The 14,299-nt window shown below is 53.0% G+C and carries 20 protein-coding genes; 12 read left to right on the top strand and 8 right to left on the bottom strand.

All coding sequences use genetic code 11. The features are described 5' to 3' along the window. Window positions 1-34 precede the first annotated feature (34 nt). Entirely contained in the window at window positions 35-718 is a 684-nt protein-coding gene (locus NB640_RS10875) for a phosphatase PAP2 family protein (RefSeq protein WP_269308723.1), read from the bottom strand. Window positions 719-931: 213 nt separating this feature from the next. Between NB640_RS10875 and NB640_RS10870 the strand changes: the two genes are divergently transcribed. The 3 genes from NB640_RS10870 (at window position 932) to NB640_RS10860 (ending at window position 2,018) form a co-directional block, all read left to right on the top strand. Next, entirely contained in the window at window positions 932-1,054 is a 123-nt protein-coding gene (locus tag NB640_RS10870) for a hypothetical protein (RefSeq protein WP_269308722.1), read from the top strand. A 282-nt stretch (window positions 1,055-1,336) separates the two neighbouring features. Next, window positions 1,337-1,729, top strand: coding sequence for a hypothetical protein (locus tag NB640_RS10865; RefSeq protein WP_269308721.1), 393 nt, complete (start codon window positions 1,337-1,339; stop codon window positions 1,727-1,729). Next, window positions 1,722-2,018, top strand: coding sequence for a hypothetical protein (locus tag NB640_RS10860; RefSeq protein WP_269308720.1), 297 nt, complete (start codon window positions 1,722-1,724; stop codon window positions 2,016-2,018). The genes NB640_RS10865 and NB640_RS10860 overlap by 8 nt, the downstream gene beginning before the upstream one ends. 54 nt (window positions 2,019-2,072) lie before the next feature. Here NB640_RS10860 and NB640_RS10855 read toward each other — a convergent pair whose 3' ends face one another. Beyond that, window positions 2,073-2,315, bottom strand: coding sequence for a hypothetical protein (locus tag NB640_RS10855; protein ID WP_269308719.1), 243 nt, complete (start codon window positions 2,313-2,315; stop codon window positions 2,073-2,075). 155 nt (window positions 2,316-2,470) lie between these two features. Further along, window positions 2,471-2,734, bottom strand: coding sequence for a hypothetical protein (locus tag NB640_RS10850; RefSeq protein ID WP_269308718.1), 264 nt, complete (start codon window positions 2,732-2,734; stop codon window positions 2,471-2,473). A gap of 204 nt (window positions 2,735-2,938) precedes the next feature. Between NB640_RS10850 and NB640_RS10845 the strand changes: the two genes are divergently transcribed. Beyond that, window positions 2,939-3,649, top strand: coding sequence for a tetratricopeptide repeat protein (locus tag NB640_RS10845; RefSeq protein WP_269308717.1), 711 nt, complete (start codon window positions 2,939-2,941; stop codon window positions 3,647-3,649). Window positions 3,650-3,761: 112 nt separating this feature from the next. On the opposite strand, the gene NB640_RS10840 is transcribed toward NB640_RS10845, so the two are convergent. After that, on the bottom strand, window positions 3,762-4,538 hold the full coding sequence (locus NB640_RS10840) for a hypothetical protein (protein ID WP_269308716.1): 777 nt from the start codon (window positions 4,536-4,538) through the stop codon (window positions 3,762-3,764). A gap of 191 nt (window positions 4,539-4,729) precedes the next feature. Here NB640_RS10840 and NB640_RS10835 point away from each other — a divergent pair, with 191 nt between their 5' ends. The 4 genes from NB640_RS10835 (at window position 4,730) to NB640_RS10820 (ending at window position 7,066) form a co-directional block, all read left to right on the top strand. Beyond that, window positions 4,730-4,972: an SEL1-like repeat protein gene (locus tag NB640_RS10835; RefSeq protein ID WP_269308715.1), complete on the top strand. Its 243-nt coding sequence runs from the start codon at window positions 4,730-4,732 to the stop codon at window positions 4,970-4,972. Continuing rightward, on the top strand, window positions 4,972-5,211 hold the full coding sequence (locus NB640_RS10830) for a hypothetical protein (protein ID WP_269308714.1): 240 nt from the start codon (window positions 4,972-4,974) through the stop codon (window positions 5,209-5,211). The genes NB640_RS10835 and NB640_RS10830 overlap by 1 nt, the downstream gene beginning before the upstream one ends. Window positions 5,212-5,336: 125 nt before the next feature. Then, entirely contained in the window at window positions 5,337-6,446 is a 1,110-nt protein-coding gene (locus NB640_RS10825; protein ID WP_269308713.1) for a tetratricopeptide repeat protein, read from the top strand. A 128-nt stretch (window positions 6,447-6,574) separates the two neighbouring features. Continuing rightward, window positions 6,575-7,066, top strand: a complete 492-nt coding sequence (locus NB640_RS10820; RefSeq protein WP_269308712.1) for a GyrI-like domain-containing protein — start codon at window positions 6,575-6,577, stop codon at window positions 7,064-7,066. A gap of 108 nt (window positions 7,067-7,174) precedes the next feature. On the opposite strand, the gene NB640_RS10815 is transcribed toward NB640_RS10820, so the two are convergent. After that, complete coding sequence (locus NB640_RS10815) at window positions 7,175-8,644, bottom strand: IS1182 family transposase (protein ID WP_269308711.1); 1,470 nt, start codon at window positions 8,642-8,644, stop codon at window positions 7,175-7,177. 521 nt (window positions 8,645-9,165) lie between these two features. Between NB640_RS10815 and NB640_RS10810 the strand changes: the two genes are divergently transcribed. Then, a complete protein-coding gene (locus tag NB640_RS10810; RefSeq protein WP_269308710.1) occupies window positions 9,166-9,657 on the top strand; it encodes a GyrI-like domain-containing protein in 492 nt (163 codons plus the stop codon). A 178-nt stretch (window positions 9,658-9,835) separates the two neighbouring features. Then, window positions 9,836-10,672 carry a thymidylate synthase gene (locus NB640_RS10805; RefSeq protein ID WP_269308709.1) on the top strand — a complete coding sequence of 279 codons (837 nt, stop codon included), beginning with the start codon at window positions 9,836-9,838 and terminating at the stop codon, window positions 10,670-10,672. 79 nt (window positions 10,673-10,751) lie between these two features. Here the strand turns inward: NB640_RS10805 and NB640_RS10800 are convergent, their stop codons facing one another. Together NB640_RS10800 and NB640_RS10795 are read right to left on the bottom strand one after the other, a co-directional pair. Then, window positions 10,752-11,264, bottom strand: a complete 513-nt coding sequence (locus NB640_RS10800) for a hypothetical protein (RefSeq protein WP_269308708.1) — start codon at window positions 11,262-11,264, stop codon at window positions 10,752-10,754. 56 nt (window positions 11,265-11,320) lie between these two features. Continuing rightward, window positions 11,321-11,464, bottom strand: a complete 144-nt coding sequence (locus tag NB640_RS10795) for a hypothetical protein (protein ID WP_269308707.1) — start codon at window positions 11,462-11,464, stop codon at window positions 11,321-11,323. Between the two features lie 325 nt (window positions 11,465-11,789). Between NB640_RS10795 and gltA the strand changes: the two genes are divergently transcribed. Then, complete coding sequence (gene gltA / locus NB640_RS10790; protein WP_269308706.1) at window positions 11,790-13,088, top strand: citrate synthase; 1,299 nt, start codon at window positions 11,790-11,792, stop codon at window positions 13,086-13,088. A gap of 161 nt (window positions 13,089-13,249) precedes the next feature. Continuing rightward, a complete protein-coding gene (locus NB640_RS10785; RefSeq protein ID WP_269308705.1) occupies window positions 13,250-13,939 on the top strand; it encodes a hypothetical protein in 690 nt (229 codons plus the stop codon). Window positions 13,940-14,063: 124 nt separating this feature from the next. Here the strand turns inward: NB640_RS10785 and NB640_RS10780 are convergent, their stop codons facing one another. Next, window positions 14,064-14,228: a hypothetical protein gene (locus NB640_RS10780; RefSeq protein ID WP_269308704.1), complete on the bottom strand. Its 165-nt coding sequence runs from the start codon at window positions 14,226-14,228 to the stop codon at window positions 14,064-14,066. Window positions 14,229-14,299: the final 71 nt, after the last annotated feature.

Below are 14,299 nucleotides of genomic sequence, written 5' to 3'. Positions count from 1 at the left end.
TGGATGCCCTGCCCTATGATTAAACCGGCAGCGATTATAATACGCCACGCGCTTTTCTGAACATGAAAAAAAGGATCAGGCTACCGAAAAGCACGCCGCCGAAAATATCCACCGGATGATGCTTGCCAAGCCACAGCCGGGCAAAACCCACCAGTGTGATGACAATAGGCATGGCAATATGGAGCCAGCGCTTGCGGAAGAAAAAAACCAGTGGCAGCGCCAGCGCGACAATCTGAGCGGTATAAGCCGACGGAAATGACCCGAAATGATAGGTAAAACTGAGCGGCGCGGCAGGCAGGGGAATACCCGGCCGGGGAATACCGCACAATCCCTTTACCAGCGAGACCAGCAAAAGGACCCCCACCAGCCCGACAAAAAAGCGGAAAAAGAACACCTGCTTGCAGCGGTCCTTTGCGGCGATGGCCTGGACAAGCACCCCCAGGTACACCACAAAAATCACGTTATCGGCATAATCCGAAACAACATCCAGCGTCGCGGTCAGGAGAGGATACTGGCTGCGCATACCTGCAAAAAGGTGCCGGGGCGCTTCCCCGTAAAAGCCGCTGGCAAAACCGACACACGCCATCAAGAGACAAAGGGGCGCCACCAGCCGCAGCCATGTCGAAAAGCGGTAATCGCGAATGGCCATCCGCCTGAAAAACCGCTTGCGATCCTCACTGTCAGAAAAAAAGAATGCGCTTTCCCTAGAATAACTCATACTTTCCCCGGCATCAGCCTGCTGGCCCCGCACTGAAAAAACAAAGCGGCCATTTTACTATGGATGGCCTTTTATGGCCTCCTGAAAAACGACATCTCATTTTCGGCTTTTCATTTTGCCGCCCCGGGGCTAACATACCTGATACGACAAAGAGGAAACGCGGGATGAAACGCCCCCTTATCGAAACCGAACGCCTCATCATGCGCCAGTGGCATGACAGACAAGCGGCAGGATTTTGACCATCCCAACGTCCCTGCCGACACCCCCCATCGCCGCTACTGCGTCTATGCCATCACACGAAAAGCATGGGAAACCTGCGATTCACACAGCGGATGAACTTTACGGCACATTGTCTGTCCATTCATCCGGACAACGAAGGCGCACGCCATGATCCATCAACGAAGAAGAAAATGTCCGGGCTCTGCCCTCATTGAATTGCTGTAAGCGAAAAGCGGATATTTCGTGTCTGTCAAGGCGCAGGGGCAGAATTGGACGAAAGCGTATTGGACATACGATAAGGATCAATTATGGATCGGCAACGCCGACAGGCGGGAAAAAGCCGCTTTGCAGCAGGCAATTTAAGGGGGGGTAAAGCCTAACTAATTCGGAGGAACACCCATGCAGACAATCAGCCAAGGCTGCCTGACTCATCTCGCGCATGAGAGAAAGATTTACTCTGCGCGCGTCATTGATGATGAAGATGGTTTTCACCTGATGGTAAGGATCGGAACGGAGGAGCGCATCCTGCTCTCTGAACACGAAGCCATCAGGCACTTTCCCACCCTGAAAGACGCCACGGAGTACCTGCACCATCTCGGCATCCCCTACACCATAGCCCCCCGGAAAAGACGGGCATCGCCACCGGGCAATGCCGACCTCACCCATGACGCCTACGTACAGTCCTTTATCAGCGCCGCACGGCACGACAGCCGGGCGCCGGTAGCCAACAGCGATGTCATGGAAGCGGCACGCCAGATCATCAACAGCAGAAAGCGGGTGCAGCATGCGTGAAATCCGGTGGCTTGAACCTGCGCGAGAATCCTTTCTCGACATGGTCGAAAAACTCGCGGAAACCGATATACCAGAAGCCGGCTTCCTCCTGGAAAGCACAGCAGAAAACCTTTCCGGCCTGTTGGGTGAAGCGTATACCTTCCCCTCTTCAGAGGTAGACCCGACGCTTAGGGAAATCGCCGTCAAACCCTATTGCCACCTGCTGTATGACGCGACTGACATGCTGGTTGTCATCGTAGCCGCCCTGCCTTCCCGGCAATGGTGGGAGATGGGGGATTTTTTGCATTAAGGGGTGAGGGAGCCGTGGTGACGCGACGGCATGGCGCGTCACCACGGCCCCCTCTCACTCCTGGTAACACCCCGAAGACGCCACCTGCGTGTTGTCAATGACAATCACCTGCCCCTCCTGCCCCGTCACTTCCCGGATCTTGTCATACACTTTCGCCGCAATGCGGCTTGATGACAGGTGCGTGCTGCAAACAAAGTAGCTGTCCTGGACAAATTTCGGCCTGAAGCGCATCTCGCAAAAAAGCCTGATTTCCGGGTACAGCCACATATCAGCCGTGTCATACAGTGTGTATGACACGTAAAATGTCTTTTTTCCCTTTCTGTCGGCCTCTTGCCTCATCCGGTCCTGCCCTGTTTATGCGCTGCCATCAGGATTATCATACTCCTTCCTGAAAGCTCCCTGCACAAAAAAACAGGTTATTCCCGGCCTTTATCAAGCCATGGAGAAAGGGGTTATGGTGTTTTCGGCCCTTTTCCACCGTCAGCAGCAGCCGGAGCCGTGGCAACCACCCGCACAGCATCTGCAGAACACCCCTGGGTGCCGTCGATGACGACCACCTGACCCTCATACCCGGTTTCATCGGCCATCGTCTTGTACAGTTCTTTCGCTATCTGGCTGGCAGGCAGAAAAGTGGTACAAACGAAATAGGTATCATGCAGATATTTGGCATCAAAGCGCTTTTCGCAAAATTGCCTGATACCACTGTGCTGGGACATATCTTGAGACTCATACAGCGTGTACGAGACGTAAAAGATCCTTTTGTTTTTGATATTTGCCTGTGTTTTCATATCGTTATATTTTTATGTACTGCTTGTGAGGTTAATGATAATCCCTTTTGTAAAGCCCTGCCCGCTTGTGCCAAAAAAGCAGAAATAGCGCGGTTCTGGCGCTGTTTCTCCTCTTTATCCCGCCCACTTTCTGTGCAAGAATCCAGACTTGCCCCACTATTTCCCAACACCATGCTCCGCCGCCTTTTTCGCCTGATGCTGCCGCTCTTCCTTTGCTGCCTTGCCGCGGGTAAAGCCTGTGCGGATGACTTTACCGATGGCGAGGCATATTTCCTCGCCAAACAGTATGGCGAATCCATTGCCCCCTTCACGCGCTCGGCTGACGGCGGCAATGCCCGCGCCCAGACACTGCTGGGCTATATCTATTACACGGGAGAATATGTCCCGAAAGACCATGCCAAAGCCGTGCACTGGCTCACAAAGGCCGCTATGCAGGAAAACACCTTTGCCGAGGGGATGCTCGGCACCTGCTATTTTTACGGGCACGGGGTAAAGCAGGATTACTCCCTTGCCCTTACCTGGCTTCACAAGGCCGCTGCCAAAAATTTTCCCGCTGCCCAGACCTTCCTGGGCAGCATGTACAAAACCGGCAACGGCGTACCGCAGGACAATACCCGCGCCATGTTCTGGTACGGACGCGCCGCCATGAACGACGACCCGCTGGCCTGCTTTGAGCTGGCCCGCCTGTACGAAGAAGGCAAAGGCGTGGCCATCAACCCCCGCCGCGCCCGCGAATGGTATGAAAAAGGCGCAATACTTGGCAATGAAAAAGCCCAAAACAGGCTGGCAGAAATCAGCGCCCAAGCTGCCCACCCCGTAAAACCCGCAAAGGAAAAACCATGAAATACTTCGTTGTGGATGCGTTTGCCGACAGCGTATTACCGGCAACCCGGCAGGCGTCTGCCGTGCTGTATCTCGAAGGGCACATCCACGTGCCGCAGTAGCAATTAACATTCTAAATCATCATCACCCTGCCGGCCATGACATAAGCGAGCAGCATCGAGATATTAAAGACAATCAGGCACAGCCAGATATAACGCCGTATCCTGAGTGAGGAATGATCCGGGTTTCTTTTCTCGAAGAAAATGAAAGACAGGGCCAGCACGATCATCGACCCCACACAGATATACAGTGCATCCTTTATCGCTTCAATGGGAGGCGGCAGGATGAAGATCAGGACAAACTGCATTATCACGAGGCCGATCGTCAGCTTGGTCAAGTTGGGCGTGGTCAGATACCTTTCCCCGATATAGTGCGCTTCTTCCACTTCCTTTACCGCACCGTCTTCCAGGTGTGAAAGCCCCTCCTGGGCAATCTCGTCCACCGAAAACTCCTCATCGGGAAAGGCATCATCCAGGGTATAGATCGTTGTCGTGAATTGCGATTGCTCCAGAGAAGCAGGCGCCTCATCGACCATCTCCTGCACTTCCCCGCTCTCCAGCCAGTTGCGGATATCACCAAAGGCCGCCCGGGATCTGCCCTGCATAAAACCAAAACCGGCAGGACGGTAATGCCGTGTATCCAGCACCAGTTCGTCATGCGCCCCGGAAAAAAAACCCAGCTCCCGGAAAAACGCCATGGGCATATCACCAGTAAAAATCACCGGATCCGGTGTGCCGGGTTCAGAGATCATGATCTCCTCGCCGTTTTTCGCAAGCATTTCCACCACGGCACCCGACCCGGATGCGGGCTTTTTGAAAATCACGCTGGAAAGCGGGATTGACGGTAGCATAGATACCATTTCTTTCGGGCTGATATGTCTCATCGTTTCTTGGGCAGGATGGTTTTTGACGCGCGTACAGCTTTAAGTATACTCTTGAAAGAGTCCTTCCCCTCATTTGCCACCCTGTTTATTTCCCTCTTTTTTCCGCTTTTCTTTTCAGCGGCTGTGCCACCACCCCTGCCCCTGTCTCTGCATGGGAGGTGCCGCAAAACGGCCTGCTCAACGAATACGCCAATCCCGAACTCTCCCGCTTTTATCCTGAGCCTCCAGCGGTATCACCCGAAACAGCAAGACGTATCCGCACGGATGCCGAAGCCGGCGATACCGATGCGCAGGTACAACTGGGTATGCTGTACCTGACGGGCCGCGCTGTTCAAAAAAACCCTGACACGGCCTGCACTGGTTTGAAAAAGCGGCGAAAGCCGGGGATGAAAATGCCCTGATGGCGCTTTTGAGCGCGGGCGAGAGCGAACAGGATCTCATCGCGCTCGGCAAATGGCTGGGCGTCATCGTCCTGCGCTCACGCGACCCCATGGTCGTCTACCGGTCAAGAGGCCTGCTGTTATACGCCGCCAACAGCCGGAGCTGGGATGATTACCAGAAAATCCTGATGGAAGCGGAAAAATGGCATAAGGCCAACCCGCTCCCGAAGAAAAAGCCCAACCCGGCTTTCGAGCAATGAGGGTTGAGCCTGATCAGGCAAAAAAAGGAGTCAAACTGCTGCCGCGATCGTAAAATAATAAAAAACATGATATCCCTTGCCGGATATCCCTGAAAAACCCGATTACCCTGAACCTGTTTTCTCCTATGCGAAAGCCACATGCCCTGACTGCGATCCTCTTTGCGCTTGCCCTTTGCGGCACAGGCGCTTTCGCCCATGCAGAAGATTATGAAGAAGGCCAGGCGCATTACCAGAAGGGTGAATACAAGGACGCCTTCCAGGCGTTCATGCGCGGCGCCAACAAGGGAGATGCCAAATCCCAGTACAACCTGGGCATCGCCTACTCGACCGGCGAAGGGGTGAAAAAAAACGAGAAAACGGCTTTTGAATGGTACCGCAAAGCTGCTGAACAAGGACTCATGTACGCCCAGTACACCTTGGCAACCTGCTATGAAGAGGGCCTGGGTACCAGACCCGACTATACCCAGGCCGGCTCCTGGTATATGAAAGCCGCCATACAGGGCCATCCCATGGCGCAGTACAACGTGGGCATCCTCTTTGAAGAGGGTAAAGGCGACATCCAGGATTTTGCGGCAGCCGCCTCCTGGTATGAAAAAGCCGCCGAACAGGGACTGGCTGTCGCCCAGTACCGCCTTGCCAGCCTGTATTCCCGTGGACTGGGTGTGAAAGCCGACAATACCAAAGCCGTGATGTGGTACACCAAAGCGGCAAAGCAGGGTGACATGCAAGCCCAGGCCACACTGGGCAAAGCCTACATGTCAGGCCATACCGTGCTGCGCGATTATGTCAAAGCCTATGAATGGAGTATCAAGGCAGCCGATCAGGGTGACTTTGAAAGCCAGATGGCCGTCGGCTTTGCCCTGAGAAACGGCCTGGGTGTGCAGAAAAATCCGGGAAGGGCGCTTCAGTGGTATCTCAAGGCCGCAACCCATGACTCACCCGAGGTCTGGTACATCCTGGGCAGCATGTACGAATTCGGCGAATCTGTATCGGCTGACCCGGCTACCGCCTTTTCCTGGTACGAAAAAGCCGCCGAGCGAGGGCATCCCAACGCCCAGTTTTCCCTGGGCATGCTGTATGAAATGGGCCGCGGCGTTGCGCCCAGCCGGGAAAAAGCGCGTTACTGGTTTGCCCGTGCCGCCCAGCAGGGCCTGCGTGAAGCCCAGCAACTGCTCGAACTCACCTCCCGTAACAAGAGCGAGGCTGACAGCCGGACAAACCCGAAAAAACCCTGACGAACGGCAAACCCCTTCCTGTTTTTCCTGGTCGCTTCCTGATCCCATCGCCAAAGCGCACCTGACGCGCTACAATAAAACCCAGGCTCAGCCTGGGCCGTCCGGTTGACAATACAAGGGGTTACGCCATGTCCAGCACATCTCAAGACAAACATTTTGCCGTCAGTGTTGCCGAGCATCCGGCACTGGAACTCATCGGCATGAAAATCCGTACCACCATGCAGACCTGCCAGGAAGACTGTCCGAAGATGTGGCATGACACATTCGCCCCCTGGATACATCGGCTTTATCCGGAAAGCAACTGCCCGTCATGGGGAGCATCCACCGCTTATGATGCCGCCACCGGCAGCTTTGATTACTGGACCCTGCTTAAGGCGCCACAAGGCCAGCCCATCCCGAAAGAACTCAAAAACTTCACCCTCCCGGCTGGCCTTTATGCGCAATGCGTGCTCACATCCGTTGCGGAAATCCATACGGCATACCACTACCTGTATTCGCGCTGGCTGCCGTCCCAGACCACCTATGTCGGCCTGGAAGATGGTGTCTGCTTTGAATATGGCCCGCCGGATTTCTGCCAGACCGGCCGCATGAACATCTGCATCCCTGTTGCCAGGCGCTGACACCCTTTTACCCGGTCCGCATCAGACACAAAAGGCACGGAATACCGTGCCTTTTCAGACTGCTGACAAACCCCATTTTTTTCGAAGTGGGGTTTTTTCATTGGCGCATTATCGGGAGATCAAAACAAAATTAAAATAGCAATCACATTTTCCATTAAGCCCCCTTGGCCGAAATATCCCAATGACAAGGCCGAATCTTCCCGGGAAATGGCGCAAAAAAGCAAGGCTTGCTGCCTCAAGCAGGCGTGCCATCTTCTTCATGTTCTGACACGCTGCCGCTAAAAGCGCCTGCCCCTTCACTTTCGATAAACCACGGTAACGCGCATAACGGTGACCGTGCAACTCTTTCGCATCCGCAAAACTGCGCTCTACCGTTTCCTGTCGCCGACGGTAAATCGCCTTGCCCTTTGCCGTCAGGCGATTGTCATGAACCTGTTCCTTGAAGCCCTGCCAAATATGCCGGGTGATCAGTTTTATCTGGTTGCGGCTCTGGGTACACTGCATAAGAAAGGCGCAGTCCGTACATTGCCCTTGTTGAGAGGCATATTCCCGGTACCCTGAACGGTTGGTCGTACGGTAAGGTAAAAGCTTTCCATTGGGACAGAGATAACAGTCTCCTTGAGGGTCATAGCTGTACTGCCGCTTGTAAAAGTAGCCCGCCTTGTGATTCGGACGACGGTAACCGATAACGCCGTATATGCCTCGCTCTATGAGTCCCTTGGCTATGTGTGGTGTGTCATAACCTGCATCCAAGCCTACGGCCTGTATCTCAAATCCAAAACGTGACTGCATCCTGTCAAGACGCTTCAGGTAAGGAACACTGTCATGGACATTTCCCGGCGTCACATGGGTGTCTGTGATCAGGGCGTACTTGCCGTCAACGGTGCGGTGGTCCAGGTAGTAAAAACCTTTGGGCTTGCCATCACGAACAAGGTAGCCAGCATCAGGGTCTGCCGGGCTGACTTTGATTTCTTTTTGTGAGGGCGGTTCGTCGTCTCTGTCTGAAAGGGGATTTTTGCCATGGGAATAACGGTCGGCTTCTATGGCGCTGTTGAGTTCTGCAAGGTAGGCAACGGGCTTTTGCTCAACAAGGTGACGTTCGTGACGGTTCTTGTTGGCCGAGGCTTTGAGGTGTGTGCTGTCACTGTAAAAAACGCGACCGCCTATTAATCCATGACGGATGCACTGCTCAACAATCTCGTCAAAAATGACTTGTTCTATGTCTGTGCCAGCAAAGCGACGACGGCGGTTCTGGGAAAGGGTGCTGGCGTCTGGAACACGGTCTGTCAGGCGTAAGCCTAAAAACCAGCGGTAGGCTACGTTAACCTGAATCTCACGCTCTATCTGGCGCTCTGATCTTATCCCGAATAGGTACCCAATGAAGAGCATCTTGAATAAAACTACGGGATCAAGGGCGGGCCTGCCATTGTCCGCACTGTAAAGATGGGCGGTGTGCTCTCTGATAAAGTCAAAATGGATGTGGCGGTCTATCAGTCTTAATAGATGGTCTTTGGGAACCAGTTCTTCAAGGGTGACCATCTCCAATTCGTGTTGCTGCGGTGTCGGTGTCTTTAGCATCAGAGCCTGCCTTTTATGCGGATATCTATAAGCAATTCCATGAAAGCAAAATCCCAGGCTTAACGCCAGGGACTTTGCAATACTTTGTCAGCAGTCTGAAAAGGCACGGAATACCGTGCCTTTTCTTATTGCCTTTCACCACCGGCCCCGCCAAAAACAGATATGTCTCAATGGTTTCCCTGATATTTTCCGCGTCTATAAATGATATGTCAGACTGTGTCAACAAAAAAATGTGAAAATGTGGTAAAAAAGTAACACAACAATGATATTTTCTTATAGAATAAATATATGGACAGTGGGTAAATTCCTCTACTGCCTATAAGAAGAAAATAAAAAAAAGAAAGGGAAAAGGATAGTGGTGCACCAGGCTTAAAAAAACGCCTTCCCGACATAAGGAAAGCGTGCAATAAAAAGAAAATGCCGGATGGCAGCGCAATCCTTAGGGACGGTGTCCAAAGAAGACACTGCTGGAAAAAATGTGGTGACCCTCCGGGGAAACCAATGATAAAAGGAAAAGCGCTATGTCTTTAGCCACACTACCTACCAATATCTCACTACGAATTGTGCCGCGCCCGGCAGTCAAACTGGCAGGCATCAGGATTCGCACGGACATGCAGACTGCCAGGGAGGATGTCAAACAACTCTGGCATGACGCCATGCCGGAGATCAGCAAGCTGGCCTCCGGAACAAGGGATGCACCCACTTATGGTGTTTCCTGGGTAATCGATGCCGAAACCTGCAGTTTTGACTATTGTGTCGCGGTCAAATCGGGCAGGGACAGTGTACTGCCCGAGGAGTTTGAAGAAACCATCATTCCTGCCGGCCTGTATGCCGAATGTTCGCTGCCTTCGCGTGAAGCCCTTTATCGACTCTACAATTACCTGTATTATGAATGGTTGCCCGCACAGGACGAAAGTATGGTGGTAGGGGATACGCCCTGCTATGAGGTATACCCTGATAATTACCTCAAGGGAGGTCATATGAAACTGTATATACCCATCGTCGGCGCATAATCCCCTGAGTGCACCCCACACAGACGATCGGGCACCTGGCGCAACGCGCTGTGTCAATTACAGTTTCATATCAGCCGACCGCATGATGCGGTCGGCTCCTTTTGTTCATCCAGACACCTGTGCCAATTGAGCCTGTGGCAATGGCCTAACCCGTAAAAAAAAAGACACCTCACTCATCATGGAACAGCAATACCTTGCCCTTTTAGAAGACATCCTCGATAACGGCATCAAGAAAAATGACCGCACCGGCACCGGCACCCTGTCTGTCTTTGGCCGGATGTACCGGCACGATCTCTCCAGCGGGTTTCCGCTGCTGACCACCAAGCGGCTGCATATCCGTTCCATCATTCACGAACTCCTGTGGTTTTTGCATGGCGGTACCAATGTCCAGTATCTCAACGCCAACGGCGTCACCATCTGGGATGAATGGGCAACCCCCGATGGCGAGTTGGGTCCCATTTATGGTGCCCAATGGCGTCATTGGCTTGGCCATGACGGCGAGGTCTATGATCAGGTTGACGCAGTAATCAGGAGCATCAAAAACAACCCTGACAGCCGCCGCCATATCATCAACGCCTGGAATGTGGCCCTCTTGCCCGATGAAACCAAAAGCCCCCAGCAAAACGCCCGGGAAGGAAAAATGGCACTGGCACCCTGCCATGTCATGTACCAGTTCTGGGTGGCAGATGGCAAGGTCTCGGCCATGATGACCCAGCGCTCCGGCGATATCTTCCTGGGTATTCCGTACAATGCCGCCAGCCTTGGTTTTCTGACCCACATGATTGCACACCAGACCGGACTTAAAGCCGGGGAAATCGTCCACTCCATTGGCGACCTCCATATCTACAGCAACCACCTGGAGCAGGTGCATACGCAGCTGTCCAGGGAACCGCGCCTTTTACCACAGCTCGAATTTGCCAGAAAGCCTGACAGCATCCTGGACTACACCTTCGATGATTTCATCATCAACGGCTACGATCCGCATCCGGCCATCACCGCGCCAATCGCCATATAAACCCGGCCTAAAGGTGCATTAACAAGGCGGCATTGCCGTCTTCCCCACCTTTGCAGAAATAATGCGCCATGCGCACTAATTATGTGTATGACGCATATTTCCTGTTTTCAGAAAAAATTATTTCCGGGGGGGTACGATGCGAAGAAAAGGGCCCCTTCTCCGAACGAACATGGCTTTTTTCGATAAAGCAGCCCGTTCTGACACGGTAAACCGTATCGTCATAACGCCTCTGAACTTCTTTTGTCACCGTCGTTGTGACCTTTTCGCCATGCGGCCCTCTTGTCACAATCCTTTCTTTTTCGGGGTAAGTGCGCATCCGGCTTTCAGTATGGTCGTAATGCTTTTCCACCAGCACGTAACTCGCACCGATCTTTTTCGCAAATTCCAGGATTTCATCTCGGTTAATACCATGCGAATACTCATCGGCAACCGATTCCCCCATCAGGACCATGCCATTGCCCACAAAGGTCTGCCCGTCCGCCTCATAATTTTCCGAAACCACCAGGGAAGGCTCCCTGTGCTCCTTCGCCTCAATTTCCACGCCATGATTCTGGTAATTCTGCTCATACAGCGAAATACAGCTGCAAAGCAAAAAACAAAGTCCCAGACAAGCCTATTTCCGCACCATGCTCCCTCCCCTCCTGTTCTTCATTTTCCTGCCGGGATGATCGCAGCAAACCCGTCCATCCACCAAATGCGGACAGGCGCGGCACAAAAAAAACGCGCCCTGGCAAAGGCGCGTTCGGGAAAGAGCAGATTTTCTGAGCCAACAAGCATTGGACTCAATTTCATTATAGGACTTTCCTGTTTTCAGTTGACACATTGTAATATCCTGTTACACTTTCTTCTTTCCTGTAACAACCGCACCTGTTTTACAAAAACAGGGCTTTGCCGTTTTACCGGCCACCCGAGAAACATCCCTGCATTCTCATCCTCAGAGCGTGTTAACACCGTCCTGAGCTAGCACCTGAAAGACTGAAGGCTCCGGCATTGTCCGTGAAGGCCCATAATCCGTTTTTCGTGTAAAAAACAGGATTCCTCCCGGGAAGCACAATGAAAAAATGCCCGGGAAATAGTTATAATCCATTTTTTCCAACCCATTTCAGGCGGAAGATCAATGATGAACAAGACTTCAGACGCGATACTCAATTTCAGTGACAAAACGCCCGCCGTAGACCTGCCTGTCTACAGTGGCACGATGGGACCGGACGCCATTGACATGCGCTCTCTTTACACTAAGGCAGGCAGGCTTTCCTACGATCCGGGCTTCATGGCAACCGCATCCTGCCAGTCAGCCATCTCGTACATCGATGGCGAAAAGGGCGAATTGCTTTACCGGGGCTATCCTATCGAGCAGCTTGCCGTTTCGTGCGATTACATGGACACCTGCTTTTTGCTGTTGAAAGGTGAGCTGCCAACGCCGGCAGAAAAGGCCGAATTCAACAACAACGTGGCAGACTACGCCATGGTGCATGAGCAGATGCAGTTTTTCTTCCGCGGATTCAGGCGCGACGCCCACCCGATGGCTGTTCTTGTTGCCATTGTCGGTGCGCTTTCCGCCTTTTACCACGACTCGCTTGACATCAACGACCCGATCCATCGTGAACTGGCGGCACAACGCCTGCTGGCCCACATGCCCACACTCGTTGCAATGTCATACAAGTATTCTATCGGTCAGCCCTTCATCTACCCGCGCAAGGACCTGTACTACACAGCCAACTTCATGCGCATGATGTTTGGCACACCAATCGAGGATTACAAAATCAATGACGTGCTGGTCCGCGCCCTGGACCGCATCTTCATCCTGCATGCTGACCATGAGCAGAATGCGTCCACCACAACCGTTCGCCTGGCCGGATCTTCCGGCGCCAACCCGTTTGCCTGTATCTCGGCCGGTATCGCCTGCCTGTGGGGACCGGCACACGGCGGTGCCAACGAAGCAGCGCTCTCCATGATCCGTTCGATCGGCTCCGTTGACAAGGTCGGCGAATTCGTCAAAAGCGTCAAGGACCCGGCCAACCAGGCGCGTCTCATGGGCTTTGGCCACCGCGTCTACAAAAACATCGATCCCAGGGCCACCCTCATGCGCGAAACCTGCCATGAAGTATTAAATGAACTGGGACTCAACAACGACCCGCTCTTCAAGATCGCACTGGAAATCGAGCGCGTCGCGCTTGAGGACGATTACTTTGTTTCCCGGAAACTCTACCCCAACGTGGATTTCTATTCCGGTATCGTCCAGTCGGCGCTGGGCATCCCGTCCAACATCTTCACCGGGATTTTTGCCCTGGCCCGTACTGTCGGCTGGATCGCCCAATGGAAAGAAATGATCTCCGACCCGGAACAGCGTATCGGCCGCCCCCGTCAGCTCTACGTTGGCCAACCGCGCCGCGATGTTCCGCCACGCCAGAAATAATCACGGCTTAATCCGCTAAAAAAAGGAGGCATATCGCCTCCTTTTTTCATCCGGGCAACACCGCTTGCGTTATCACAACTCCCCCTTTTTCCTGTCGAACTCCCCTTCCCGTCGCCTGTCCTATCTTCATAAATGCCTGATCCCGTATAGACAAAACCACCATGAATCAACCCCTTTCCCGACACAGCCTCAAACCCTCGGCCTGGATACCTATCCATACGCGGCCCCTCTTTTTTGAGCCGGATGAAGCGCCCCTGGACGAAATCACGGCACAGGCTGTTCTTGATTCCCTTTTATCGTCCCAAAACAGGGATGGCGGCTTTGGCAGCTTTGAAAAAGGAAAACGGTCCCGCTCCACGGCACTCAAAACCCATGCAGCGACCGAAATCATCCTGCAATCCGGTATTACCGGCAGAAAGCACACGCTGGCGGTTCACCCTGCCATTATCGGGATAACGGATTACCTCAAAAAGTACCCTCCGCTGGCAGCAGACCACCCCCAGACAACCTGGCTGGCCTCATCAAACCGTTCGCTGGCACCCTGGTGGAAAAAGACCCGGCCATACAGCTATCACCCTTTTGCCGCCCTGACCGGATTTTCCCTGGCTTTTTCACCAAGGCACCTTCCCCTTTACGAGCGAAGCCTCTACCAGGCAGGCCATCTTATCCGCTCCTTTATGGAAGCCCCGTTTTTAAGCGATGCCAACGCCATTTCCAGCATGCAGCGGCTGATTGAACACATTAATGCCAACCATATCAGCGTTTTTGACTCTCCGGTGCTCTACAACAGGAAAATCCGCCAGCAGATTGCCCTGCTGGCGACAAAAAACACAGTCGGTCAGTCCCATTGAATCAAAAAATTATCAAAAAAAAACCGGCATATGCCGGCATGATCGTCAGAAAAAAAGAGGCTTCAAGCAGACAATATGTAATTGTGCTACTGTATGAAAATGACTCAAAGTATTTTGAAAGTGTTTAAAGTGTTCTTATCGGTGCAGCCGCAGCAGCAGCATCCTCATCATCCCAGAGGAATTCACCACAGGGAAAACCGCCCTCTGATTCGAGCACCATCTCCAGCGGGCAATCTTTGATCGCTGCACTTTTTTCCGGAGCAGTCCCGTTGCTGTTCTGGTGCGTCATATTCACTCCTGAAAAATGCCCGTCCCGTGGCAAATACAATCGAAAGGAAAACTGTCATTATAAACAAAGAT

Origin of the sequence: Oxalobacter vibrioformis (assembly GCF_027118995.1) — a bacterium.
GTDB lineage: Bacteria > Pseudomonadota > Gammaproteobacteria > Burkholderiales > Burkholderiaceae_D > Oxalobacter > Oxalobacter vibrioformis.
This window is presented reverse-complemented; position numbering and strand designations above follow the sequence as displayed.